The following is a 23,853-nucleotide window of genomic DNA, read 5'->3' as shown; positions in this document are numbered from 1 at the left end:
ATTACCCGTAGCGCTCTCGGCATCTCGCAATTCTTGCTATTTGTTAACTCAAATTCCGTTAAGTCTTTTCAAAAAATTTACAAAAGAGCTAACATATATACATATGTTCCGTTTGGTTCGTTTTGTGAGTAACTTTGATGAAAATCCTTTCCGTGCGCGCCGCCGCGCTCCCCGCTCTGCTTTTGCCGCTGGTCTCCGCAGGGCCAACCGCTCTCGCCGCTGAACAGACTATGGTGGTTACCGCCGCGCCGTCGGCGGTTTCTGAACTCGATACCCCCGCCGCCGTTAGCGTGGTTAACGGCGATGAGATGCGCCAGGCCGCGCCGCGGGTAAACCTCTCCGAGTCGCTGGGCGCGGTACCGGGACTGCAGGTGCAAAACCGCCAGAACTACGCGCAGGATCTGCAGCTTTCGATTCGCGGCTTCGGGTCCCGCTCCACCTACGGCGTGCGCGGGCTGCGTATTTACGTCGACGGTATCCCGGCCACCATGCCAGATGGCCAGGGGCAAACCTCGAATATTGATATTGGCAGCCTCGATTCGCTCGAGGTGCTGCGCGGACCTTTTTCCGCCCTGTACGGTAACTCCTCCGGCGGGGTGATCAACGCCACCAGCCAGACCGGAAGCCAGCCGCCTACTATCGAAGCCAGCAGCTACTACGGCAGCTTTGGCACCTGGCATTACGGTATGAAAGCGACCGGCGCGGTGGGCGACGGCAGCCATGCGGGCGACGTCGACTACGTGGTTTCCACCAACCGCTTCACTACCCACGGCTCCCGCGACCATAGCGGCGCGCGTAAGAATCTCGCCAACGCGAAGCTCGGCGTGCGCATCAATGACGTCAGTAAGCTGACCCTGCTGTTTAACAGCGTGGATATTAAAGCTAATGACGCGGGCGGCCTGAGCTACGACGAATGGCAAAATAATCCGCGCCAGTCGCCAAGAGGCGATGAGTACAATACCCGCAAAACCATCAAACAGACCCAGGCCGGTTTACGCTACGAGCGACAGCTGAGCGAGCAGGACGATCTGAGCGTGATGATGTACGCCGGTGAACGTGAAACCACGCAGTATCAATCGATTCCTCGCGCGCCGCAGCTCAAACCCACCCATGCTGGCGGCGTTATCGACCTGACGCGTCACTACCAGGGAATTGATACCCGCTGGACCCACCGCGGCGAGCTGCTGGTGCCGGTCACCTTTACCACCGGTCTTGATTACGAAACCATGAGCGAGCGCCGCAAAGGTTACGAAAACTTTGTTATGAGCAACGGCGCGCCGCAGTACGGTGAAAAGGGAGACCTTCGCCGCAACGAGCGTAACCTGATGTGGAACGTCGATCCCTATCTGCAAACCCAGTGGCAGCTCACCGAGAAACTCTCTCTGGACGCGGGTGTGCGCTACAGCTCGGTTTGGTTCGATTCCAACGATTATTACATTACGCCGGGCAACGGTGATGACAGCGGCGAGGCCAGCTATCATAAATGGCTGCCGGCAGGATCGCTGAAATATGCGGTAACCGACGCGTGGAACGTCTACGTCTCCGCCGGCCGTGGTTTCGAAACGCCGACCATTAATGAGCTTTCCTATCGCTCCGGCGACCAGGGCGGGCTGAACTTTGGCCTGCAGCCGTCCACCAACGAAACCGTTGAAATTGGCAGCAAGGCGCGTATCGGCAACGGCCTGTTGACCGCAGCGCTGTTCCAGACCGACACCGACAATGAGATTGTCGTCGACGCCAGCAGCGGCGGGCGTACCAGCTACAAAAACGCCGGGAAAACCCGTCGCCAGGGGATGGAGCTGGGGCTGGATCAGCAGTTCGGCGAGAGCTGGCGTTTAAAAGCGGCCTGGACCTGGCTGGATGCGACCTATCGTACCAACGTCTGTGATGATACCAGCTGTAAAGGCAATCGCATTCCGGGGATCGCCCGCAACATGGGCTATGCCTCCTTTGGCTACCAGCCCGAAAAAGGCTGGTACGCGGGCAGCGATATTCGCTATATGAGCGATATTATGGCTAACGATGAGAACACCGCCAAAGCCCCATCCTGGACGGTGGTCGGCCTGACGACCGGCTATAAATGGAGCTACGGCAAAATGGATATGGATCTGTTTGGCCGCGTCGATAACCTGTTCGACCGCAGCTACGCGGGCTCGGTTATCGTTAACGAATCCAACGGCCGCTACTACGAACCGGCGCCGGGCCGTAATTACGGTATCGGTCTAAATCTGGCATGGCGGTTTGAGTAACGCTTGATTGCGGGACCTCAACGGGATCGCTTGCAGGATCCTGTTGAGGGTTAGCCGTGGATGCTCGATGGCGTTAAATCACGTTTCTTAACGACAATTCGAAAATGATCTTTTCCGCCTGGCAGGAGAAGGCAATCGAAGCCTCAAGCTTTGCCTCATCGCCGGCGGCCACGATGGTATAGTCGACCTGCGGCGGCTCGCTGGCGGGCGCGGCGGCCAGGGCGCGTTCGCGGACGGCCGCGATGGTGGACTCGGCCTCTTCGCGGGTGGCGAAGTTTTTCTCTACCCGCCAGACGCAGTCCTCATTATCAATAATCGAGCCCACGTCAATGGCGCAGCCTTTGGTACTGCATTTATCTACAACATCTTTCATTGCGGTTACCTCTTGAAGTTTTCTTTAGAATAAGAATCCGTTGGCGGAAAGCAAACCATGAATATTTGTATGGTTGAGTCGTTTTATCATTATAGGCCTCCGCGAGAAGCGACTTTTTGCGCCACCGCATGACTACCCCCTGATTGCGCAAGGATCAGGCAGATAGATTGGCAAGGCGTCGCGCGATATCGGCGCTCAATCGTGCACGTCATCACACTATCCTGCGCTAAGCCTCGTCTATACCGCTTTACGGCGTTACCCTTGTCACAAAATAACGCCAACAAGGAGCTGCTATGGCACTGCCAGTGATTATCGATTGCGATCCGGGTCATGATGACGCGATTGCCCTCGTTCTTGCCCTCGCCTCACCCGAACTCAATGTTAAAGCCGTCACCTCTTCCGCGGGAAATCAGACCCCGGACAAAACCCTGCGCAACGTCCTGCGGATGCTCACCCTGCTTAAGCGCCCGGATATTCCGGTAGCCGGCGGCGCGCTCAAGCCGTTGATGCGGGAGCTGATTATCGCCGATAACGTGCATGGCGAGAGCGGTCTTGACGGTCCGGCGCTGCCGGAACCGGGCTTTGCCGCCCAGACGTGCACCGCCGTCGAGCTGATGGCCAAAACCCTGCGCGACAGCGCCGAGCCGGTCACCATCGTCGCAACCGGCCCGCAAACCAACGTCGCCCTGCTGCTCAACAGCCACCCTGAACTGCATGCCAAAATTGCCCGCATCGTGATAATGGGCGGTGCGATGGTGCTGGGTAACTGGCAGCCGGCGGTCGAGTTTAATATCTACGTCGACCCGGAAGCGGCGGAGATCGTTTTCCAGTCCGGCATTCCGGTGGTGATGGCCGGGTTAGACGTCACCCATAAAGCGCAAATTCACGTTGAGGATATTGAGCGCTTCCGCCGCATTGGCAACCCGATATCCACCATCGTCGCCGAACTGCTCGACTTCTTCCTTGAGTACCATAAGGATGAGAAATGGGGCTTTGTCGGCGCGCCGCTGCACGACCCGTGCACCATTGCCTGGCTGCTGAAGCCGGAGATGTTTACCACCATTGAACGCTGGGTCGGCGTGGAAACGCAGGGGAAATATACCCAGGGAATGACCGTGGTCGATTTCTACAATCTGACCGGCAGGAAGCCGAACGCAACGGTGATGCTCGATGTCGATCGCCAGGCGTTTGTTGACCTGCTGGCGGAGCGGCTGGCCTTTTACGCGTAAATCATCATAAAACCGGCAGGCGCGATGCCTGCCGGGAAAAAGCTACTCGTCAGGAGAGACGCGAACCACCACTTTACCGAAGTTCTCGCCCTTCAGCAGACCGATGAGCGCCTGCGGCGCGTTCTCCAGGCCGTCAACCACCTGCTCGCGGTATTTGATTTTCCCTGCCTGCACCCAGCGCCCCATCTCCTGCTGGAACTCGGCAATCCGGTGCCCGTAATCCTGGCCGATAATAAAGCCCTGCATACGGATGCGTTTTTTGAGGATTGTCGCCATCAGCAGCGGTAAACGATCCGGGCCGTCGGGCAGCGCGGTGGCGTTGTAGCCGCTGACCAGGCCGCAAACCGGCACGCGAGCCGAGGTGTTCAGCAGCGGCAGCACTTCATCAAACACTTTCCCACCGACGTTCTCATAGTAGATATCGATCCCCTGCGGGCAGGCTTCAAGCAGTTTGACGGCGAAATCGGGCGCGCGGTGATCGATGCAGGCGTCGAAGCCGAGGGTTTCTACCGCATAGCGGCACTTCTCGCTGCCGCCAGCGATGCCCACCGTACGGCAGCCTTTCAGCTTAGCAATCTGTCCGACCGTTGCGCCAACCGGCCCGGTGGCGGCGGCGACCACCAGCGTTTCACCCGCTTTCGGCTGACCAATATCCAGCAGCCCCATATAGGCGGTAAAGCCCGGCATGCCGAGGATCCCCAGCGCCCAGGAAGGGTGTTCCGGGCTCTCGCCTAACTTCACCAGCCCGCTGCCGTCGGAGAGTTCATAATCCTGCCAGCCGCCGTAGCCCAGCACCCAGTCGCCGGGCTGATAATCATCATGGTTCGATGTCACGACGCGGCTCACGGTGCCGCCCACCATCACCGCGCCAACGGCGACCGGCGGCGAATAGGAAGGCGCGTCGCTCATCCGCCCGCGCATATAGGGATCTAAAGACAGAAAGACGGTGCGCAGCAGTAGCTGTCCCGGCCCGGGAGAAGCGACCTCACCCTCTTCCAGGCGGAAGTTTTCCCCGGTCGGCTCGCCGTGCGGACGGGATGCCAGCACCCAACGGCGGTGGCGTTGCGGATTGAAAGCCATAACAAACTCCTCTTTTGACAAGTCTGTATTGAGGCTAGCTGCTTTCCCGGCAACGCGCATTGACATTATGAGGCAGATTGATTGAGCCGGACCACCAGATAGACGCAGGGCTGCGTGGTTTCATTAATAAAGCGGCAGTCGTTCGGCGGCCCGAGCTCCAGGCAATCCCCCGCCTGCATTTCGTGGCGCGCGTTGCCTTCGAGAAAGACCAGTTCGCCCTGCTGTAGCCAGATGAGCTGCCGGGCCAGCGCATAGGATGACGCGGGCATAGGAACGTCGCTGCCAGCCGGAAGTTCCACCTGCACCAGATCGATAGGCAGGTCGCTACGCGGAGAAACGTGACGCCGAAGATAGTGGCTCTGCGGATCGTGCCACACCGGCTGATGAGCAAAACGCAGCAGCTTGCCTTCCTGCATCTCCGCCCTGGCGATCAGCGTCGACATGCTAATGCCGAAGGCGCCGGAAAGCCGTCCAAGCATCGACGCCGTCGGGCTGCTTTCGCCGCGCTCGATCTTGTGGATCATCGCCCGCGACGCCCCAGCCCGCTCGGCGAGTTCGCTGAGCGACCAGCCGCGGGATTCCCGCTCGATTCGGATGCGTGCGCTGATGCGCTGGTTGAGGTTGTCTTCTATAGTATTCATAACGTGACACTATAGTGTAGCCCTACTGTTTCTACAACCAGACGCCGATAGCGGCGATTATCGTGAAAAGGCCCGGCGTAATACACCACCGGGCAAGGCAGAAAAGGATGCAATCCGTTAACTAAACACCCTCAAGACCATAAATGAAAAGAAAACGCCCGTCAGATAAAGACGCGCAGCCCCACTGCGCCAAGATTGTCGTCAATATTCCACGCTTCGTTATCGTTGCCCCAGGCTTTTTCGTAGCCGTATTCAAGATAGGTCACCGCGTTTTTCCCCAGCCAGTAATCGGTGCCTAATACCGTCGACTGGAAGTGCTGCCCATCCATCGCATCGCCGCCCTGCGACCAGTTAAAATCAACGTACACGCTCCAGGCCGGGGTGATTTTAAACTGTGAATCATATTCCAGGCCAAGCACCGTTTCCTGGTCATCACCCTGCTGGTTATTATGTTCGTAATGGCCGCTGGTCGCCGCTGTAACATCATTCACTTTATTGAGGTAATAAGTCACCTCCGCGCCGTTATACCAGGCATGATCGCCAACGCTTGTCGTATATTTCGCGTTCATGCCCATGCTATAAGTATTGCCGTCATAGGCATCGCCGTTATTATCGGTGTAATTAAAACAGTGTCCGTTCGGGCCAAAATTCTGGCAGCCGCTGACTGACCCGCTATTTACCGTGTAATTGTTATACGCCACCGCGCTGGAGACGGAGAAGCCGTTATCCCAACGGTACTGCGCGGCAGCCGCGGCGCCGCCGTGAACGGTGGCTGAACCATCGCGGTAAGCGTCATGCAGATTCGGCCCATCGCCGTAGGCCGCAAAGCCGATGCTGTCGACGTTGTCATTGCCTTGCCCCATGACGCCAATCGTCATATTGTTATCATTGTAATAATAGATTGCCGCGGAATTAATAATATCCGTCGACATTCCGGCGGTATCATGTTTCGCTTTACCGCCCCAGGCATAAGTCGTATCAATACCCAGCCCCCAGTCCGTGGGAGCATACTGTTTGCCGAAGGTCACCACGCCATAGCGGTCGTTGCCAATACCGGCATAAGCCTGCCGCGTATAAACATCATTGCCCTGGTCATCGGTGGCGGAATCTAAACCATGAACGCCGGTCTCATAATAACCGACGGCATAATTACTCAGGCCGTTCAGGTCAAAATTATGCCGCACGGCAACCCCCAGCCGCGAGTCATTATTCTGTATATTATGTTCCTGAGTATGATTAGAGTCCGTTTTGGCCATTAAACGTACGGATCCTAAAATACCGATTGCCGTATCGTCATTGCTCCACAGCGTCTCCCCTTTAGTCTGCGTCGCGGTATAAGCCGGTGCCGCCTGTAGCGCGGTGGTTTCAGCCGCCATAGCGGAATTGCCCAATATAGCCCCCATGGCCATTGCCAATATTGACGGCATTAATTTCTTCATATTTTGTGTACGCGCCATTGCTTCACCCTTGTTAGCAAAATCATTCCCTGCGTATAAATACGCATAATAGTGTAAACAGAATATCGTTATATAAAATCCAACAGAGCCATATCGAATAACTTCTCGACATGCGCTCTGCTTAACCGAAATATATCTTCAGGGGTTAGACTAGTTCTATTGGGTGAAAATAAAAAGCGGACTGCCATCACAATGATTTACATCATCACCAATATAATCAATGAGTTATGATTAAATTAATTTCTTTTCTGCATGTCAGGAAAATCCAAATCCGGTAAATAAAAATGTAAAATATGACGGCAAATTAACAGTAATATATTTAATAAATTCTCTAATCATGAAATATAAATACAAATGATGTTTCTGCGCAGGCAACCCAGGGTCGCGCAGTCATCGCACACAACGGACCTGGTCAGCCAGAGGAAAAATTTATGCCTAAACCAGGTGACAGCCTTGCGTACATTATTGTAATAATACTGTACTACTATAGTGTACAAGCTTTGAGGACACCATGAGCATCCGCCATGCCAGCAAAGACGATTGCGCGGCAATCGCTGAAATCTACAACCATGCGGTCGTCCATACCGCCGCCATCTGGAACGACAAAACCGTCGATACCGACAACCGTATTGCCTGGTTCGAAGCCCGGCAGATAGCCGGTTATCCCGTGCTGGTGAGCGAAGAAAACGGGGTGATTACCGGTTACTCCTCCTTCGGCGACTGGCGCGCCTTTGACGGCTTTCGCCACACCGTCGAACATTCCGTCTATGTCCACCCCGCTCATCAGGGGAAAGGGCTGGGCCGCAGCCTGCTCGTCGCCCTCATCGCCGAGGCGAAACGGCTGAATAAGCACGTCATGGTCGCCGGCATTGAAGCGCAAAACGAGGCTTCATTGCATCTGCATGAAACGCTGGGCTTTATCACCACCGGGCAGATGCCGCAGGTCGGCACGAAATTTGGCCGCTGGCTGGATCTGACCTTTATGCAGCTGCAGCTTGACGATCGCCGCGATCCGGACGGCAGCGCATGAATCAAACGCTGACCCTGGCCTGTTTAATCGCCGCTGGCGTCGGGCTGGTGCTGCAAAACACGCTGATGGTGCGCATTACCCAGTCCGCATCGACCATCCTGATCGCCATGCTGCTTAACTCGCTGGTCGGCATCGTGATTTTCGTGACAATACTGCTGCTTAAGCACGGCGCGGCGGGGTTTCAGGAGCTGGCGGTCAGCGTAAAGTGGTGGACGCTTATTCCCGGTCTGCTGGGCTCGTTCTTTGTCTTTGCCAGCATCAGCGGCTATCAGAACGTCGGGGCGGCAACCACGATTGCGGTATTGATTGCCAGCCAGCTGGTTGGGGGCTTAGTGCTAGATCTGATTCGCGCGCACCACGTCCCGCTACGCGCGCTGGTTGGCCCGCTCTGCGGGGCGGTGATGCTGGTTATCGGCGCCTGGCTGGTGGCCAGACGCCAGTTCTAGCGGCGTAACTAGTGAATCTCGCCGCCGCGGGTCAGCTGCTCCCGGCGAGCTTCCTGCTCCTCGTGCTGCTGGCGGCCGTGGTGGGCGATGGCGTTACGCAAACGCTGCTGCTGAACGTAGCGCTCTTCCCGCCCCAGCCCCGCGTCATCGCTCAGCGCGATCAGCAGTTCATTCATATGGCTAATAACGCTTTCGGCAATCGCGGCGTCCACGCGCGCGACAACCTCATCCAGATGCGACATGCTTCTCTCCTTCCGGCTTAATTGAGTTTAACTTTGGAAAAATCGCTGCCCATCAGGCTCACGCTGTAGCCGCTCACGTTGCTGCGCGTCGCGTAGAAGGTGTTACCGGTCGCCAGGGTGATCCAGGGGGCCTGCTGCTGAAAAATCTCCTGCGCCTGAGCGTAGAGTCCGGCGCGCGCCTGCGGGTCGCTGACCAGGATAGCCTTTTTCACCAGCGCATCGTAGGTCTTATCGCACCAGCGGGCAACGTTAGAGCCGGTTTTAATGTTATCGCAGCTTAACAGGGTGCCGGCGAAGTTATCCGGATCGCCATTATCAGACATCCAGCCAAACAGCGCGCTGTCGTGCTCGCCTTTACGCATGCCGGCGAGGTATTCACCCCATTCATAAGTAACGATTTTGGCTTTGATCCCAACCTTGCTCCAGTCATTTTGAATCATCTCGGCAATACGTCGGGAATTGGGGTTATACGGCCGCTGCACAGGCATCGACCACAGGGTGACTTCGGCCCCTTTTTCCAGCCCGGCCTGCTTGAGGAGATCTTTCGCTTTTTGCGGATCGTAGTCGTAATCAGGCAGATCTTTCTTATAGCCCAGCATATTGGCGGGGATCGGCGATTTCGCGACGCTGCCGGAGTCCAGGAAGACCGCTTTCACGATTGCCTGCTTGTCGGTAGCGTAGTTCAGCGCCTGGCGCACCAGTACGTTATCAAACGGCTTTTTCTCGGTATTAAAGGCCAGATAGCCTACGTTGAGCGCCTCAACCGCATGCAGCGCCAGATCTTTATTGCCCTTAATCACCGGGAACTGTACCGGCGACGGCGCGGGGATAATCTGGCATTCATTGGTTTGCAGCTTCGCCAGCCGCGTCTCAACGTTCGGTGTGATCGAGAAAATCAGGTGTTTGGTCGGCACGTCACCGTCCCAGTAGTGCGGGTTGGCGACATAGCGGATCAGCGAATCCGCTTTATATTGCTGCAGCGCATAGGGTCCGGTACCAATAGGCCAGGTATCGACATACTCCGGGGTGCCTTTTTTCAGCATCGCATCGGCATATTCGGCAGACAGAATCGACGCAAAATCCATTCCCCAGTCGGCGAGGAACGCCGCGTTCGGCTCGTTCAGCACAAACTGCACGTGATAATCATCGATTTTTTTGACGTCTTTGATCAGCTTATCCAGCCCAACGTCGTGGAAGTATTCGTAATGTCCCTGGGAAACATTATGGTACGGATGGCTGGCATCTTTCTGCCGCAGCACCGAGAACAGCACGTCATCGGCGTTGAAATCACGGGTCGGCTTGAAGTATTTGTTGCTGTTGAACTGCACGCCCTTACGCAGGGTGAAAGTCCAGGTTTTACCGTCCGGGGAGACGCGCCATTCGGTGGCCAGCGAGGGAATCGGCGTATTTTTGACCGGGTCAAAGTTTATCAGGCGGTTATAAAGCACCTGGGAACTGGCGACGAAAGACGGGCCCGAGCTGGCAATCTGCGGGTTGAAAGATTCCGGCGAAGCTTCGGAACAATAGACCAGCGTATCGTTGCCCGCCGCCCAGGCGCCTGACGCCGGCAGTAGCGCGCTCAACGCCAGCGCAAGAAACGTTTTCCCTGTAGACATGGTTATAAGCCTTATGAATTTGTTATAAGTCCTTTAATAACAGCACAGGAGAATTCAACCGGCAAATAATCAATTGCTATCAGGTTATGCTAAAAACCGCGTTTTCGCCGATAAATTCAACATCCTCTCGATTGGCGTCATCGAACTTCTTCATAAATGTGAACCCTGCGCAAAGTTACGAAAAAAGCGGGCGATAACCGCCCGACCGCCAGCGCGCGGCGGCGCAACCCGGTACACTCGGCAAATCGTAACGCCAGGAGAAGCCAATAATGACAATAACCTGCAATCTGTACACCAACGGCCAGTGGCATGATGCTGAAGGTCATGCCACCTTTACCCGCGATAATCCGCTCACGCACGAACGCGCCTCCGTTGCAGCGCCGCCAGCCTGGCGGACGCCCGCCGCTGCGCCGCTGCCGCCGGCGCGGCGTTCCCGCAGTGGCGCGATACGGTACCCGCCGAGCGCCGACGTCTCCTGCTGGAGGCCGCGGAAGAGATGCTGCGCCATGAGGCGAAATTTATCGCCGCGATGGCGGCGGAAACGGGAGCCACCGCGCACTGGGCCGGTTTTAACGTTCATCTGGCCGCCGATATCCTGCGCGAAGCCGCCGCCCTGACCACACAAATTGAGGGCCAGGTGATCCCTTCCAACGTGCCGGGAAATCTGGCGTTGGGCATCCGCCAGGGCGCAGGCGTGGTGCTTGGCATGGCGCCGTGGAACGCGCCATTAATCCTCGCGACCCGCGCTATCGCCACGCCGCTGGCCTGTGGAAATACGGTTATCCTCAAAGGCGCGGAGCTTTCACCGGCGACGCAGGGGCTGATTATCGATGCCCTGGCGGCGGCAGGCTTTCCCGCGGGCGTGGTCAATTATCTGACCTGCGCCCCCGCCGACGCGCCTGCGCTGGTGGAGTTACTGATTGCCCATCCCGCCGTACGCCGCATCAATTTCACCGGCTCCACGCCGGTGGGGCGGATAATCGCCCGCACCTGCGGCGAACATCTGAAACCCGCGGTGCTGGAGCTCGGCGGCAAAGCGCCGCTGCTGGTGCTGGATGACGCCGATCTCGAACAGGCCGCCGCAGGCGCAATTTTTGGCGCATTTGCCAACGCCGGACAAATCTGCATGTCCACCGAGCGCATCATCGTCGACGCGACAGTCGCGGAAGCGTTTGTGGCGCAGCTGGCCAGACGCGCCGCCGCCCTGCCCGCCAGCCTGCTCGGCCCGGTGGTGGACATGAAGACCGTCACCCGCTGCAATGCCTTGATAGAGGACGCGCTGGCGAAGGGGGCGCGCCTGCTGGCCGGCGGCCTATCCGATTCGACGCAAATGCGCGCCACCCTGCTTGATGGCGTCACCCGGGAAATGCGCATCTGGCATGAGGAGTCGTTCGGTCCGGTGAAATCGATTATTCGCGTTAAGGACGAAGCTGAAGCGCTGGCCGTCGCCAATGAAAGCGAATATGGCCTCTCGTCGGCGATATACAGCCGGGACAGCGCCAGGGCGTGGAACCTGGCGCAAAATCTGCAAACCGGCATTTGCCACATCAACGGCCCCACCGTACATGACGAAGCGCAAATGCCGTTTGGCGGCTGCAAATCGTCAGGCTACGGCCGCTTTGGCGGACGCGCGGGAATTGCCGAGTTTACCGAGCTACGCTGGGTAACGCTGCAAACGGTCCCGCGCGAGCTCCCGTTTTAAGCCTCAGGGCTGCCAGTGGTTATTGAATTCCCACAGGCGATTGAAGGCAACATCATCAAGCTGCCGTTCTGCGGAAGTGTTGCCGCGGAACGGCCGGGCGGTGGTGGCCGCAGCGTCCCAGGGGGAAAGCCGATCGTAGCTTTGATCGATAATACTGTTGGCAATAAGCACCTGCCCGTTAGCGGTTTTACCCGCTAAATAACCGGTCTTCCCCGCCCCCTGATCCCAGGCGCGGCCCAGCTTCGCCTTGAAGCTGCCCTGATAGCCGCCGTCGCCGGTAAAGCGGCTATTCTTCACCAGAAAGCCGTATGGATTATCCGGCAACGTATTCGGCGCAAGCACGTATGCCTCAGGCGAGCGGCGCGTTGAGACGGTGTGAAAATGGACGTTATCAAAAACGGCGTTCGCCCGGCCAAAGACGTAGTCCACATCCCCTTCGACGTAGCTGTCTTTCACGTATACCCGGCTGATACGGTCGGTTACCGCCTCATTGCGCCGATTGCTGGTATTTACGTAGAGCGTGTCCTGACGTCCGAGCAGGCGGACGTTCTCCAGCTGCACGCGATCGCCGTCCGTCCGCAGCGCCACGCCCTGATGCGTCCCACCGTCGACGGTATCCAGCAGGCTATTGGCTACGCTGAGATTCAGCAGCTGAAAATCCGCACTTTGCGACCAGACCACCGCCGCGCAGTTGGTGCCTATCGTCTTGCTGGTTCGCCCGGCGCACAGCGCATACTGATACCATGCCGGATCGCCTTCGCGGTATTGCTGTTGGCTATTTACCCGCTGGCGATAGCGCGCTACCGAGAACTGCGAGTCTATTGCCAGCTCAATTCTCACCTCTTCAGGACTATCTCCGGCGCCGTAGAGGGTTATCGGCGGCGCGCCTTCAGGGATATAGACCGTCTCCCGATAGATGCCCGGTTCGATGCGGATATAGATGCGCGCCTCCTGCGCCCCATGCTGGCCTATTGCCGCGTTAACCGCCTGCTGAATGCGGGTGAACGGCGCTCCCGAGGGTGCCACGCGCCACGCGCTCTCGGTTTGCGGGAGGTGAACCGGCGATGGCGACCAGGGGCCATCGGGGTCATTTAACGCGCCGCCTTGCGCAAAATAGCGCTCAATGGTGAAGGTTGCCGCTTCTGCCGCCGTAAGCTGTGGACGGGAGGTCGTCCCGCGGGGAGTTTGCGTCGCGCACCCTTGCAGAAGCAGCGGTGTAAAGAGTAAAGCCGAGATACCCAGGATAGTGATTTTTCGCATTTCACGCTCGCCATGAATAAAAGAAATCATATATCAAAATAAATGAAATATAGTTTCTTTTATGTGCGGCGATCACGAATCAGGCTTCTGCCTCAATGGCGGAGTAAAAATCGGCGAGCGTACGGGCCAGCGCCGATGGGTTTTCCCACGCCATTGAGTGCCCGGCCTGGGGTATCACCAGCAGCGGGATCCCGGCGGCTTCGCTATCCGTCGCTTCCCGGGCCGGTAGCGAATCTTCACCGTATATCAGAGCCTTAGGACAGGATAAGTGGATAAAGCGGCTAAACCAGGAGGGATTAACGCCCATCACCAGGCTGGTCGCGCCGCGCCACACCGCCCAGGGGGCGCTGTTTTGCAGACAGCCGGCCCAAGGCGAAGCGTCGGCGGACAGCATGTCGGCGTAGCCGCGAGCAATAAAGCGTTCTTCAGTCTGTTCGGCGATACGTCTACTGTACATGCCGCCCCCGGGATAGAGATTAGGCTCGGCCACCAGCAGCGCCCGCACCCGTCCGGCGAGCCGCTCGGCCGCTTCAATCGCGACGCTGCCCCCCATGCTGTGGCCATATAGATAGCAGCGCTCAAGCCCTAAGCGGTCCAGCAGCTCAACCACCACCCCGGCCTGATCGCCAATACGGTAGCCGAAGGACTCGGGTTTATCGCTGTAGCCGAAACCGGGTAAATCGACAAGAATCATTCGCCGCCCGGCCAGCGCCGGGTCGGCGGCAACGCGCGGATAGTCATAGGTAGAGGCGCAGCCCAGGCCGTGGATAAAAACAACAGGGTCGCCGCGACCGGGCAGGTCGAGCCAGCGCACTATAGCGCCAGCCTGTGAAGAGTAAAAACTAAGCATCGAAAAGGCTCCGTGAGTGATGACTGTTTTTTTATACAGTCATAACCAAGAGTGAGCCATCAATTTTTCCTTCAAAACAGGGAGACCAGCAGCGCCATGGGAAAACTGAACGGCCATGTCGCACCAATCAACAGCGCCGCCAGCAGGCGGATCCAGCGGCTCTCTTTCGTTAAGAACCAGCTGATTACCGCGCAGATGAAGCCCATAACTCCGTAAAAAATCAGCATTTTCTGGTATAACGTCATTTTTCTTCTTCCTTCCCTGACAAGCATTTTCGCCGATCGCGATGCCTTTTCGCACCCCCAGAGTGCGTCAGAGATTATGGTATTTTAAAACAGGTAACAGGGTTAATTTCAGAAAAACGCCCGATTCGTCTTTGTCCGATAGCGCAAACTTTGAGCTCGTACTATAAATGTAGAGGCTTATTTATAAAGGTGGCGTTATGGATGTTTCCAGCAAAACCGTTCTTCTGATAAATGTCGGCGCGGCACTTGCGCTTATCGGCCTGTTATCCGTTCGTTTTGGTTGGTTTTAGCGATTTTACTCAGCAATGAAACCTAAAAAAGCAGCCCATGAAGGCTGCTTTTTTACGATTTGAAAGACCCCGGCTCCGCAGCAGACAGGGTCTTTTGCGCGGTAATCAGCTTCTGGACGTCGGGATTCCAGGCCGGCAAAAGATCGACTTTTTCACTATCCCATGCGGCCGCCATGCAGACCGGTTCCGCGACGCCCTGCTCTTCACAGCCCATAATCTGTTTGGCCGGAAAATTCCCGTAAAGCATCGCCGTGGCGCAGGCCACAAAAAGGAAACACGCTATTTTTTTCAAAACAATATCAACTTCGAAGCAACAAATTGCGCCGAATGTTCGCATGAGCGGCTATAGAAAGTCAAACCTGCGTCCTTTCTCTTATCAACGTCCTGGATATGCGTAATATTTAACATAAATATTACAATTACGCAGAATCTAAAGATTATCGCGCGCGAATAAATATCACCGGATTTATATTGCCGATCGCAGGCATAATAATTTCATCTGCCGCGTTCAATAACATGATTATTAATAGGGTTAATGCCGGACCTTAATATCATCCCGGCACGACCGCCAGCGCTTAACGGTAGAGTTAAAAACAAAGGCGCTTTTCATACCGGTGGGGAATTGTTTACTGTTCTTTATACTCGCCTGGACGCGATGCCGGTATGCGATCATCATTATTAGCAGGTTCCAGGGCAGACAGGATTGCAGTAGAATGACCCCATAATTAGAAATTATTTATACATCAATAGATTACAACGACAGCAGACAGCCAGACATCCCCGCCAGGTTTTAAATGATAAGAAATATCATTTGCGTTATTTAGCACAAAATCATACATTCATAATCACAAGTTATGCGAAGCTTGTTTTTTACTCATTTATTTTTGAGGTGGTACATGTCAGGAATCGCCCTTCTCATTGTGGCGCTTATTTTACTCATTGCTGCAATTTATAATCTTTTTTCCTATGTTCGCGAACGTCGCCAGGCGAATTTACCGAGCAAAAAAACAAAACGTTAGTCTGATAATCATTTTCGAAAAACCAGATGACCTCATACGTAATAAATTGATGACGCTACGATATCAGGCGCACTAGCAGTAACAAACCCGCAGCGACCGTACAACAAAAAGCCCCTGCATATCATGCAGGGGCTTACGAATCATTATCAATCGTTGCAGTGTCCCGTTAAGGGTGCATCCTGCACCCTGGGGGGTACCAGCCCCATCCGGCGCTTATCTCCGGCACTCATCATGGCTTAGCTCTTGAAGGGGCATGAGAATATTCTCATAAAGCAGCGCTTCCGTTTTAGCTTTTTTTGCTATAACTAACTATTAGCAGGGTAATCAGTCCGCTTCGCGATTATCACGAACGCGTCCTATCCGTGCTTAATCATGACGTGCCGGATCGTGGTGTAATCCTCCAGACCGTACATCGACATATCCTTGCCGTAGCCCGAAAGCTTCTGCCCGCCGTGCGGCATTTCGCTCACCAGCATGAAATGGGTGTTAACCCAGGTGCAGCCATACTGCAGACGCGCGCTCAGGCGATGCGCCCTGCCGACGTCCCTGGTCCAGACCGACGAAGCCAGACCATACTGCGAATCGTTGGCCCAGCTCAGCGCCTGCTCTTCGTCATGAAATGAGGTAATACTGACAACCGGGCCGAAGACCTCGCGCTGGACAATCGCATCTTCCTGCTTCGCTCCCGCCAGCAGCGTCGGCTGATAATAGTAACCGTTGCCTGGCGCTTTGCTGCCGCCGGTGACCACCTGAATATGCGGTAGCGCGCTGGCGGCATCGACTGCGGCGCAGACTCTGTCCAGATGCGCCTGCGAGCTCAGCGGCCCCAGCTCGGTCGTTTCGTCTTCCGGCGGGCCCATCTTCAGGCTGGCGACCGCGGCGCCGAGTTTTTCCACCAGCTGGTCATAAACTCCGGCCTGGGCGTAAATCCGGCAGGCGGCGGTACAGTCCTGGCCTGCGTTATAGAATCCAAAGGTCCGTACGCCCTCCACCACCGCGTCGATATCCGCGTCATCAAAGACGATAACCGGCGCTTTCCCGCCCAGTTCCATATGCGTACGTTTAATCGACGATGCGGTATGGCCGATGATATGCGCGCCGGTGGCGATCGAACCGGTCAACGACACCATGCGGACCTTCTCGTGAGCGGTCAGCGGATCGCCGACCGTTGCGCCGCGGCCAAACAGCACGTTAAGCACCCCGGCCGGGAAAACGTCTTTTGCCAGCTCACCCAGTTTGAGTGCCGTTAAAGGGGTGATCTCCGAGGGTTTGATCACCACGCAGTTGCCTGCCGCCAGCGCCGGGGCCAGCTTCCATGCCGCCATCATCAGCGGGTAGTTCCAGGGCGCGATGGAGGCCACCACGCCAACCGGGTCGCGGCGAATCATGGAGGTGTGGCCTTCGAGATACTCACCCGCCGCCATGCCCGGCAGACAGCGGGCCGCGCCGGCAAAGAAGCGGAAGACATCGGCGACCGCCGGTAGCTCATCGTTGACCACGCAGTGCAGCGGCTTACCGCAGTTGAGCGATTCAAGCTCAGCCAGCGCCTGCGCATGTTCAGTAATCACGTCCGCCAGCGACAACAGACATTCGGCGCGGAACTTCGGCGTGGTCTGACTCCAGCTAACAAAGGCCCGATCCGCGGCCTCAACCGCAGCGTCTACCTGCGCCGCCGTGGCCTCAGCAATCGACAGGATCTCGTCACCGGTGGCGGGATTAAACACCGGCACGGTCTCGCCTTCTCCAGCCACTAACTTACCGTTAATCAAAAGGTTATTTTGCATAGCATTATCCTGTATCGATATTTTATTTTCCGTTTTCAGCGCTGACGTCGCCGTCACGGGTGAGCCACCAGGCCCCCAGAATCGGCATCATCGTCACCAGCATCACCAGCAGCGCAACCACGTTGGTCACCGGGACATCGCGCGGGCGTCCGAGCTGATTGAGCAGCCAGAGCGGCAGCGTGCGCTCGTGCCCGGCGGTGAACGTGGTGACGATAATTTCATCAAACGACAGGGCAAACGCCAGCATACCTCCCGCCAGCAGCGCCGAACCCAAATTGGGCAACACCACATAGCGAAAGGTTTGCCAGCCCGTGGCGCCTAAGTCCATCGACGCCTCCACCAGGCTCCAGGAGGTCCGGCGAAAGCGGGCAATGACGTTGTTAAACACCACAACGACGCAGAACGTCGCATGCCCCACGACGATCGTCAGCAATCCGGGTTCCAGATTGACGGCCTTGAAGGCAGTGAGCAGCGCCAGTCCGGTGATAATGCCGGGTAGTGCTATCGGCAACAGCAGCAGTAGCGAGACGGCGTTCTTGCCAAAAAACGTGCTGCGCCATAGCGCACCTGCAGCCAGCGTGCCAAGTAGCAGAGCGATAGCGGTGGAGAGCGCGGCGATTTTAAGTGACAACGTCACGGAATCGATAATATCCCCGCGCCCCGCTGCTTCGCTAAACCAGCGTAGCGTCAGGCCCTGTGGCGGAAAGCTGAAGGCGGCGTCTTCGGTATTAAACGCATAGAGCGCGATAATCAGCAGCGGGAAATGGAGAAAGATCACCCCTCCCCAGGTTGCCACTTTCAGGAGCAGCGGTGCGCGTTCAGAGTGCATCAAACGCTCCCAGACGTTTCACAAACGCCAGATAAAGGGCAACCAGCACGATGGGCACCAGGGTAAACGCCGCCGCCATGGGCATATTGCCAATCGCCCCCTGCTGGGAATAGACCATATTGCCGATAAAGAACCCCGGCGGCCCCACCAGCTGCGGAACGATAAAATCGCCGAGCGTCAGGGAGAAGGTAAAAATCGAGCCTGCGGCAATGCCGGGAATCGCCAGCGGCAGCACCACGTAGCGGAAGGTCTGGCGCGGACGAGCGCCCAGATCGGCGGAGGCCTGAAGCAATGATGGCGGCAGGCGTTCCAGCGCGGCCTGCACCGGCAGGATCATAAACGGCAGCCAGATATAGACGAACACCAGGAAGCGCCCCAGTCCGGACGTCGATAGCGTATTGCCGCCGACCGCCGGGATCGTCAGCACCATGCTCAGTACGCTTTCCAGGCCAAGATGGCGCAGGAACCACTGTGCAACGCCATCTTTCGCCAACAGCAGCGTCCATGCATAGGCTTTGACGATATAGCTTGCCCACATCGGCAGCATCACGGCGATGTAGAAAAACGCCTTCATCTTGCCCCGGGTATATCGGGCCATGTACCAGGCCATAGGCAAGGCCAGAATCGCGCTGGCGACGGTCACCGACAGCGCCATCGTCAGGGTACGGATAATGATGTCGTAGTTCGCCGGGTTAAACAGCGCCTGCAGATTGGCCAGCGTCAGGTCGTGAGTGACCGACATGGTGAAATCGTCGAAGGTGTAGAAGCTTTGCCATAGCAGGGTCAGCAACGATCCCAGATAGACAATGCCAAACCACATGAGCGGGCCAAGCAGAAGCAAAAACAGGGCCAGCGAGGGTTTACGCCAGAACAGCGCGGATACGCGCCCGGTGGTGGCGGACGGAATCGCCATCGTCATATCAGCCTCCGCTCTCCAGCGGCACCATCGCCGCTCGCGACCACGAAGCCAGCACCGTTTGCCCTACCGGCGGCGCGTTTAGCGCGGCATGGCCATCACTATTCGCCTGGCTCACCAACAGCTTCTCGCCATTCGCCAGCTTGAGTTCGACGCGGGTCGCGGCCCCCTGATACTGCACCGCCTGCACAACGCCCTCCGTCTGGATCTCCCCGGCAACGTTCAGCCGGATATGTTCCGGGCGCAGCGACCACGTTCCCGCCATCGCGCACAGCTTGTGCGCCTGCTCGCTGCTGAATACGTTGGCGGTGCCGACAAAGCCGGCCACAAACGCCGTTTTAGGCCGCAAATAGAGGTCCTGGGGCGCATCAACCTGTTCGATTCGCCCATTATTAAACACCGCCACGCGATCGGACATCGACAGGGCTTCGCCCTGATCGTGGGTCACAAAAATAAAGGTAATGCCCAGCGCCTGCTGCAGTTTCTTTAGCTCCAGCTGCATCTGTTCACGCAGTTTTAAATCCAGCGCCCCGAGCGGCTCATCCAGCAGCAGGACGCGCGGCTGATTCACCAGCGCGCGGGCGATCGCCACCCGCTGGCGCTGGCCGCCGGAAAGCTGCGATGGCCTGCGCGCGTGGACAAACGCGAGCGCGACCTTCTCCAGCGCCTCCAGCGCGCGGGCATGCCGCGCTTTCTTACCGACGCCTTTGACCATCAGCCCGTAGGCGACGTTATCAAGGACCGACATATGAGGAAACAGCGCGTAATCCTGGAACACCGTATTCACGTCGCGCTGCCACGGCGGCAGTTCGCTGGCCGCTTTACCAAAAATGCGAATGGCGCCGCCCGAAAGCTGTTCAAACCCGGCAATCAGGCGCAGGCAGGTGGTTTTGCCGGAGCCGGAGGGCCCCAGCATGGAGAAAAATTCGCCATCGCGAATGGCGATGCTGACGCCGTCCACCGCCCGCACGTCGCCGTACAGCCGCGAAACATTATCGAACTCTACCGCGTGCATGTTCTTCGCCTCCGGCGACTTAACGACCGCCCATAATCGCAATGTAATCCTGGGTCCAGCGGCTATAGGGAACAAATTTCCCGCCTTCCGCTACCGGCGTTTTCCAGAACGCGATTTTGGCAAATTCGTTGTAACCATTGGTCTCGCAGCCTTTGTCCCCCAGCAGCGCGCTGGCTTTGCACCCCTCGGGTACCACCGGTAGCGAACCAAACCAGGCCGCGACATCCCCCTGCACTTTCGGCGTCAGCGACCAGTTCATCCATTTATAGGCGCAAACCGGGTGTTTCGCGTCGCTATGCAGCATGGTGGTGTCCGCCCAGCCGGTGACGCCCTCTTTCGGGAAAACGGTCGCAATCGGCTGACCTTCCGCCTTCAGACCGTTGGCCTGATAGGGCCAGGCGCTGGAGGCCACGACGCCTTCGTTTTTAAAATCGCTCATCTGTACGGTGGTATCGTGCCAGTAGCGATGAATCAGGGCGTGCTGATCGCGCAGCACCTTGAGTACCGCCTGATATTGCGCTTCGGTAAGCTGATAGGGGTCACTGATGCCCAGCTGCGGCTGGGTGGCTTTGACGAACAGCGCGGCATCGGCAATATAAATCGGCCCGTCATAGGCCTGCACGCGGCCAAGGTTGGTTTTACCGTCCGGCAGGTTTTGTTTGACGAACACCACGCTCCAGCTGTCCGGCGGCGTCGGGAAGGTTTTCGTGTTGTACATTAGCAGGTTCGGCCCCCACTGGTAGGGAGTGCCGTAAACCTTACCGTTGACGTTGAACCACGCGCCATTTTCCACGCGCGGGTCGAGGGACTTCCAGTTACCGATCAGCGCGGTGTCAATCGGCTGCACGCGCTTGCCCATAATCAGGCGCAGCGAGGCGTCGCCGGACGCGGTGACCAGGTCATAACCGCCTTTCGCCATCAGGCTGACCATCTCGTCGGACGTGGCGGCGGTTTTGACGTTGACCTGACAGCCGGATTCTTTTTCAAACTGGGTTACCCAGTCGTAGCTTTTATCGGTCTGTCCCCGTTCGATATATCCCGGCCAGGCGATAATATCGAGACGGCCTTCGCCTTTATCGAGAGATGTCGGCGGCTCGGCGGCCTGCGCCGTCAGGCATACCATACCCAGCACGCAAAGGCTGCCACGGGCAATTTTTTTGCTCATCGGGTCTTACTCCTGTCACAAGAAAATGAGCGGCAGCCATGCCGTAAAAATATCTCCCTTAATAACAGTAGACGGCGCGCTATGGCCTCCCGGGGAAATTTATTCAGGTTGTGACAAGGGGCGCATTACGCACAAAACGTGCGACACGGGCTAACTTTGCGGATTATAGACAAGCGGTTAGCGAGTTAATATGACTATGCAAATTTCATATGGTTTACCGCGGAACAATAATAACGGGCATGATATTCAGCCTGCGTCAGCGGCATATTTTTAAGGAAAGGGATAACCGCTGGATATAAAAAAACCGGATAAATGAAAAAACCGTTTTCTCTGCCGCCGCGGTTTTTTGCCGGGTGGCGGCCGGACCGGTCAGGGATATTCTGCGCTTGCCCGGGCGCCACTAAACTTCCCCTGCCCGGGCAAGCGGACCGCCATCCCAGCTACGCCAGCATCTCGCGAATCAGTTCGCCCAGCCGCTTAACCCCCTGCTCCTCTCTTTCGCCCCAGCCCCACGCGGTATTAAAGCGAAAAAATGCGGTCCAGCTGGCGGAGGTGGAGAACATTTTCCCCGGCGCAATGCTGATATTATACGCCAGCGCGCGGGCGCTCAGCTCCCCCGCGTCGCTCCCGGCGGGGAGCTCGAGCCAGAGAAAATAGCCGCTGTCGCTATGATGGATTTTCACCTCCGCGGGCAGATGGCGCAGCAGCGCCTGCCAGGCCAGCTGCTTGCGCTCGGCAAGCTGGCGGCGCAAACGCCGCAAATGGGCGTCATAGCGCTTGGTCGAAAGGTAATCCACCAGCGCCAGCTGCATGGGTGAACTGGTTGAGAGCGTGCTCATCAGCTGTAGCTGCTGAATGCGTCGGGCGTGCCTGCCCGCCGCCACCCAGCCAATACGGAACCCGGGGACCAGGCACTTGGAAAAAGAGCTGCAGTGCAGCGTCATATCGTCGCGATCCCAGTACTTTGCCGGCAGCGGTTTCTCGCGGCCGAAATAGAGCTCGCTGTAAACATCATCTTCAATCAGCATCACCTTGTAGCGCGCCAGCAGCGCGACCAGCTGCGTTTTTTTCTCCGCGCTGAGGGTAAAGCCGAGCGGGTTTTGCCCGTTGGTCATCAGCCAGCAGGCTTTAACCGGGTAATTCTGCAACGCCTGCTCCAGCGCGTCGAGGTCAATGCCCTCTTTGACATCGGTCGCCACCGACAGCGCCTTCAGGCGCAGCCTTTCCAGCGCCTGCAGCGCCCCGTAGAAGCAGGGGTTTTCCACAACGACCCAATCGCCCGGTTCAGTGACGGCCTGCAGGCTAAGGTTCAACGCCTCCAGCGCTCCGGCGGTGATGACGATTTCATCCGGCGAGATATTCATTCCCTGCAGCGCGTAGCGGCGGGCAATGGCATGGCGGAGTTCATCATTCCCCGGCGGCAGGTTTTCAATCACGCTCATGGCGGTGGCGGTTTTGCTGACCTGCGCCAGAGAGCGGTTAAGCTGCGGCAGTGGAAACAGGCGCGGATCGGGAAAAGCGGAGGCAAAGGGCAGCATGGACGCCTGACGGCTGGCCTGCAGCACCTCGAAAATGTAGGTGTTGATATCAACGGACTCATCGCGCGTCACCTGGGCGGGCGGCTCAGGCTGGCGCTGTTTGATCGGCTGCGGCGCGACATAATAGCCGGACTGCGGGCGGGCAATGATCCGGCCCTGGCTTTCCAGCAGCTGGTAGGCGTGACTGACGGTCATGAAACTCATCCCGCTGCTGACCACCTGTTCCCGCAGTGAGGGCAGCCGGTCGCCGGGTAACCACACCCCAAGGCCAATCTGTTCGGTAATCTGCTGCGCCAGCTGCTGGTACTTTTTCATATAACAATCCGCAAGAAAATGTCAGCACAATTGTATATCAGTTTATAAAATAGGCCAGTATTTATATACTGACCTATTTACAAAGATTGGCATTGGCGATAGCACGAATTACTTACAGCTAAGCCATTCGTTTATTGCTCATATATCCACCTGATGCAGAATAAACTCAAGTGATTAAACGATAAGCTATTATTTAAAATAGCATAACCATCCCACTAACAACCAGTATCCAGAAAAAAGTCATAATTAACAAAACAGTACACAAACTACGAAGTCCATTAGTCGACACAATCACATCCTCTGTAAAATATAATCAATAAATACACTATCCAATAACAACCCATAAGATTACGGGTATGTATTAAACATATCCTTAACTCAGCGCTCAAATCACGCTGAGTTAAAATCCCAGATTAAAATCCACAGCACACGAAACCAGCGTTAATGAAGGCGTACGTGCGCGCGGTAAAAACGGTCAATTATTTTATTATAGGATTGATACACAACTTATGAATTATTCAGGATATTTATACTTAAATTTAAAATATAAACATCGCTTACC

22 protein-coding genes and 1 pseudogene are annotated in these 23,853 nt (G+C 56.7%); 7 read left to right on the top strand and 16 right to left on the bottom strand.

Annotated elements, in window-relative coordinates; translation table 11 throughout:
* The first annotated feature begins 137 nt into the window (after positions 1 to 137).
* The gene (gene pqqU / locus FQK12_RS21820; RefSeq protein ID WP_014229248.1) at positions 138 to 2,249 is read left to right on the top strand and encodes a TonB-dependent receptor PqqU; all 2,112 of its coding nucleotides are present in this window, start codon (positions 138 to 140) and stop codon (positions 2,247 to 2,249) included.
* A 73-nt stretch (positions 2,250 to 2,322) separates the two neighbouring features.
* On the opposite strand, the gene FQK12_RS21815 is transcribed toward pqqU, so the two are convergent.
* The gene (locus FQK12_RS21815) at positions 2,323 to 2,622 is read right to left on the bottom strand and encodes a DUF406 domain-containing protein (protein ID WP_014229247.1); all 300 of its coding nucleotides are present in this window, start codon (positions 2,620 to 2,622) and stop codon (positions 2,323 to 2,325) included.
* 293 nt (positions 2,623 to 2,915) lie between these two features.
* Here FQK12_RS21815 and rihA point away from each other — a divergent pair, with 293 nt between their 5' ends.
* Entirely contained in the window at positions 2,916 to 3,851 is a 936-nt protein-coding gene (gene rihA / locus FQK12_RS21805) for a pyrimidine-specific ribonucleoside hydrolase RihA (RefSeq protein WP_014229246.1), read from the top strand.
* Between the two features lie 42 nt (positions 3,852 to 3,893).
* On the opposite strand, the gene FQK12_RS21800 is transcribed toward rihA, so the two are convergent.
* The 3 genes from FQK12_RS21800 to FQK12_RS21790 all read right to left on the bottom strand — a co-directional run bounded on the left by FQK12_RS21800 (position 3,894) and on the right by FQK12_RS21790 (position 7,029).
* Positions 3,894 to 4,931 carry an NADP-dependent oxidoreductase gene (locus FQK12_RS21800; protein WP_014229245.1) on the bottom strand — a complete coding sequence of 346 codons (1,038 nt, stop codon included), beginning with the start codon at positions 4,929 to 4,931 and terminating at the stop codon, positions 3,894 to 3,896.
* Between the two features lie 65 nt (positions 4,932 to 4,996).
* Entirely contained in the window at positions 4,997 to 5,572 is a 576-nt protein-coding gene (locus tag FQK12_RS21795; RefSeq protein WP_009652267.1) for a helix-turn-helix domain-containing protein, read from the bottom strand.
* A 161-nt stretch (positions 5,573 to 5,733) separates the two neighbouring features.
* The gene (locus FQK12_RS21790; RefSeq protein WP_038423177.1) at positions 5,734 to 7,029 is read right to left on the bottom strand and encodes a porin; all 1,296 of its coding nucleotides are present in this window, start codon (positions 7,027 to 7,029) and stop codon (positions 5,734 to 5,736) included.
* 511 nt (positions 7,030 to 7,540) lie between these two features.
* On the opposite strand from FQK12_RS21790, the gene FQK12_RS21785 reads away from it, so the two are divergent.
* Positions 7,541 to 8,059, top strand: a complete 519-nt coding sequence (locus FQK12_RS21785; protein ID WP_014229243.1) for a GNAT family N-acetyltransferase — start codon at positions 7,541 to 7,543, stop codon at positions 8,057 to 8,059.
* Positions 8,056 to 8,505: a DMT family transporter gene (locus FQK12_RS21780; protein ID WP_014229242.1), complete on the top strand. Its 450-nt coding sequence runs from the start codon at positions 8,056 to 8,058 to the stop codon at positions 8,503 to 8,505. The genes FQK12_RS21785 and FQK12_RS21780 overlap by 4 nt, the downstream gene beginning before the upstream one ends.
* Before the next feature lie 8 nt (positions 8,506 to 8,513).
* On the opposite strand, the gene FQK12_RS21775 is transcribed toward FQK12_RS21780, so the two are convergent.
* Complete coding sequence (locus tag FQK12_RS21775; protein WP_014229241.1) at positions 8,514 to 8,747, bottom strand: DUF2526 family protein; 234 nt, start codon at positions 8,745 to 8,747, stop codon at positions 8,514 to 8,516.
* Positions 8,748 to 8,764: 17 nt separating this feature from the next.
* Entirely contained in the window at positions 8,765 to 10,363 is a 1,599-nt protein-coding gene (locus FQK12_RS21770) for an ABC transporter substrate-binding protein (protein ID WP_014229240.1), read from the bottom strand.
* Between the two features lie 269 nt (positions 10,364 to 10,632).
* Here FQK12_RS21770 and FQK12_RS21765 point away from each other — a divergent pair.
* Positions 10,633 to 12,065, top strand: a pseudogene (locus FQK12_RS21765) (aldehyde dehydrogenase).
* 3 nt (positions 12,066 to 12,068) lie between these two features.
* Here FQK12_RS21765 and FQK12_RS21760 read toward each other — a convergent pair.
* From FQK12_RS21760 to FQK12_RS21750, 3 genes are all read right to left on the bottom strand, one after another.
* Positions 12,069 to 13,325, bottom strand: coding sequence for a putative acyl-CoA thioester hydrolase (locus tag FQK12_RS21760; protein ID WP_038423441.1), 1,257 nt, complete (start codon positions 13,323 to 13,325; stop codon positions 12,069 to 12,071).
* A 79-nt stretch (positions 13,326 to 13,404) separates the two neighbouring features.
* Complete coding sequence (locus tag FQK12_RS21755; protein ID WP_014229237.1) at positions 13,405 to 14,175, bottom strand: alpha/beta fold hydrolase; 771 nt, start codon at positions 14,173 to 14,175, stop codon at positions 13,405 to 13,407.
* A gap of 71 nt (positions 14,176 to 14,246) precedes the next feature.
* Positions 14,247 to 14,420 carry a GhoT/OrtT family toxin gene (locus FQK12_RS21750; protein ID WP_004850604.1) on the bottom strand — a complete coding sequence of 58 codons (174 nt, stop codon included), beginning with the start codon at positions 14,418 to 14,420 and terminating at the stop codon, positions 14,247 to 14,249.
* A gap of 197 nt (positions 14,421 to 14,617) precedes the next feature.
* Here FQK12_RS21750 and yncL point away from each other — a divergent pair, with 197 nt between their 5' ends.
* On the top strand, positions 14,618 to 14,710 hold the full coding sequence (gene yncL, locus FQK12_RS21745; RefSeq protein ID WP_004101822.1) for a stress response membrane protein YncL: 93 nt from the start codon (positions 14,618 to 14,620) through the stop codon (positions 14,708 to 14,710).
* 52 nt (positions 14,711 to 14,762) lie between these two features.
* On the opposite strand, the gene FQK12_RS21740 is transcribed toward yncL, so the two are convergent.
* Positions 14,763 to 15,047 carry a hypothetical protein gene (locus FQK12_RS21740; RefSeq protein WP_014229236.1) on the bottom strand — a complete coding sequence of 95 codons (285 nt, stop codon included), beginning with the start codon at positions 15,045 to 15,047 and terminating at the stop codon, positions 14,763 to 14,765.
* 559 nt (positions 15,048 to 15,606) lie between these two features.
* Between FQK12_RS21740 and FQK12_RS21735 the strand changes: the two genes are divergently transcribed.
* A complete protein-coding gene (locus tag FQK12_RS21735; protein ID WP_014229235.1) occupies positions 15,607 to 15,729 on the top strand; it encodes a small membrane protein in 123 nt (40 codons plus the stop codon).
* A gap of 356 nt (positions 15,730 to 16,085) precedes the next feature.
* Here the strand turns inward: FQK12_RS21735 and patD are convergent, their stop codons facing one another.
* The 6 genes from patD to FQK12_RS21700 all read right to left on the bottom strand — a co-directional run bounded on the left by patD (position 16,086) and on the right by FQK12_RS21700 (position 23,291).
* Entirely contained in the window at positions 16,086 to 17,513 is a 1,428-nt protein-coding gene (patD, locus tag FQK12_RS21730; RefSeq protein WP_014229234.1) for an aminobutyraldehyde dehydrogenase, read from the bottom strand.
* Positions 17,514 to 17,535: 22 nt separating this feature from the next.
* On the bottom strand, positions 17,536 to 18,342 hold the full coding sequence (locus FQK12_RS21725) for an ABC transporter permease (protein WP_014229233.1): 807 nt from the start codon (positions 18,340 to 18,342) through the stop codon (positions 17,536 to 17,538).
* Positions 18,332 to 19,261 (bottom strand): ABC transporter permease, encoded by a 930-nt coding sequence (locus tag FQK12_RS21720; protein ID WP_014229232.1) that lies wholly within the window; start codon positions 19,259 to 19,261, stop codon positions 18,332 to 18,334. Before FQK12_RS21720 ends, FQK12_RS21725 begins: the two co-directional genes overlap by 11 nt.
* A 1-nt stretch (position 19,262) precedes the next feature.
* Entirely contained in the window at positions 19,263 to 20,273 is a 1,011-nt protein-coding gene (locus tag FQK12_RS21715; RefSeq protein ID WP_014229231.1) for an ABC transporter ATP-binding protein, read from the bottom strand.
* A gap of 19 nt (positions 20,274 to 20,292) precedes the next feature.
* On the bottom strand, positions 20,293 to 21,438 hold the full coding sequence (gene ydcS, locus FQK12_RS21710; RefSeq protein WP_014229230.1) for a putative ABC transporter substrate-binding protein YdcS: 1,146 nt from the start codon (positions 21,436 to 21,438) through the stop codon (positions 20,293 to 20,295).
* 440 nt (positions 21,439 to 21,878) lie between these two features.
* The gene (locus tag FQK12_RS21700; RefSeq protein WP_004850592.1) at positions 21,879 to 23,291 is read right to left on the bottom strand and encodes a PLP-dependent aminotransferase family protein; all 1,413 of its coding nucleotides are present in this window, start codon (positions 23,289 to 23,291) and stop codon (positions 21,879 to 21,881) included.
* Positions 23,292 to 23,853 lie beyond the last annotated feature (562 nt).

The organism is Klebsiella sp. ME-303 (assembly GCF_007910085.1).
Classification (GTDB): domain Bacteria; phylum Pseudomonadota; class Gammaproteobacteria; order Enterobacterales; family Enterobacteriaceae; genus Klebsiella; species Klebsiella michiganensis.
Note: the sequence above shows the minus strand (reverse complement) of the source record. Positions and strands in the feature narration are given on the sequence as shown.

What these genes read in the sequence shown, in the direction of transcription:
- pqqU (WP_014229248.1), top strand. Translation starts at nt 138, where the DNA reads ATGAAAATCCTTTCCGTGCGCGCCGCCGCGCTCCCCGCTCTGCTTTTG.
- FQK12_RS21815 (WP_014229247.1), bottom strand. Translation starts at nt 2,622, where the DNA reads ATGAAAGATGTTGTAGATAAATGCAGTACCAAAGGCTGCGCCATTGAC.
- rihA (WP_014229246.1), top strand. Translation starts at nt 2,916, where the DNA reads ATGGCACTGCCAGTGATTATCGATTGCGATCCGGGTCATGATGACGCG.
- FQK12_RS21800 (WP_014229245.1), bottom strand. Translation starts at nt 4,931, where the DNA reads ATGGCTTTCAATCCGCAACGCCACCGCCGTTGGGTGCTGGCATCCCGT.
- FQK12_RS21795 (WP_009652267.1), bottom strand. Translation starts at nt 5,572, where the DNA reads ATGAATACTATAGAAGACAACCTCAACCAGCGCATCAGCGCACGCATC.
- FQK12_RS21790 (WP_038423177.1), bottom strand. Translation starts at nt 7,029, where the DNA reads ATGGCGCGTACACAAAATATGAAGAAATTAATGCCGTCAATATTGGCA.
- FQK12_RS21785 (WP_014229243.1), top strand. Translation starts at nt 7,541, where the DNA reads ATGAGCATCCGCCATGCCAGCAAAGACGATTGCGCGGCAATCGCTGAA.
- FQK12_RS21780 (WP_014229242.1), top strand. Translation starts at nt 8,056, where the DNA reads ATGAATCAAACGCTGACCCTGGCCTGTTTAATCGCCGCTGGCGTCGGG.
- FQK12_RS21775 (WP_014229241.1), bottom strand. Translation starts at nt 8,747, where the DNA reads ATGTCGCATCTGGATGAGGTTGTCGCGCGCGTGGACGCCGCGATTGCC.
- FQK12_RS21770 (WP_014229240.1), bottom strand. Translation starts at nt 10,363, where the DNA reads ATGTCTACAGGGAAAACGTTTCTTGCGCTGGCGTTGAGCGCGCTACTG.
- FQK12_RS21760 (WP_038423441.1), bottom strand. Translation starts at nt 13,325, where the DNA reads ATGCGAAAAATCACTATCCTGGGTATCTCGGCTTTACTCTTTACACCG.
- FQK12_RS21755 (WP_014229237.1), bottom strand. Translation starts at nt 14,175, where the DNA reads ATGCTTAGTTTTTACTCTTCACAGGCTGGCGCTATAGTGCGCTGGCTC.
- FQK12_RS21750 (WP_004850604.1), bottom strand. Translation starts at nt 14,420, where the DNA reads ATGACGTTATACCAGAAAATGCTGATTTTTTACGGAGTTATGGGCTTC.
- yncL (WP_004101822.1), top strand. Translation starts at nt 14,618, where the DNA reads ATGGATGTTTCCAGCAAAACCGTTCTTCTGATAAATGTCGGCGCGGCA.
- FQK12_RS21740 (WP_014229236.1), bottom strand. Translation starts at nt 15,047, where the DNA reads ATGCGAACATTCGGCGCAATTTGTTGCTTCGAAGTTGATATTGTTTTG.
- FQK12_RS21735 (WP_014229235.1), top strand. Translation starts at nt 15,607, where the DNA reads ATGTCAGGAATCGCCCTTCTCATTGTGGCGCTTATTTTACTCATTGCT.
- patD (WP_014229234.1), bottom strand. Translation starts at nt 17,513, where the DNA reads ATGCAAAATAACCTTTTGATTAACGGTAAGTTAGTGGCTGGAGAAGGC.
- FQK12_RS21725 (WP_014229233.1), bottom strand. Translation starts at nt 18,342, where the DNA reads ATGCACTCTGAACGCGCACCGCTGCTCCTGAAAGTGGCAACCTGGGGA.
- FQK12_RS21720 (WP_014229232.1), bottom strand. Translation starts at nt 19,261, where the DNA reads ATGACGATGGCGATTCCGTCCGCCACCACCGGGCGCGTATCCGCGCTG.
- FQK12_RS21715 (WP_014229231.1), bottom strand. Translation starts at nt 20,273, where the DNA reads ATGCACGCGGTAGAGTTCGATAATGTTTCGCGGCTGTACGGCGACGTG.
- ydcS (WP_014229230.1), bottom strand. Translation starts at nt 21,438, where the DNA reads ATGAGCAAAAAAATTGCCCGTGGCAGCCTTTGCGTGCTGGGTATGGTA.
- FQK12_RS21700 (WP_004850592.1), bottom strand. Translation starts at nt 23,291, where the DNA reads ATGAAAAAGTACCAGCAGCTGGCGCAGCAGATTACCGAACAGATTGGC.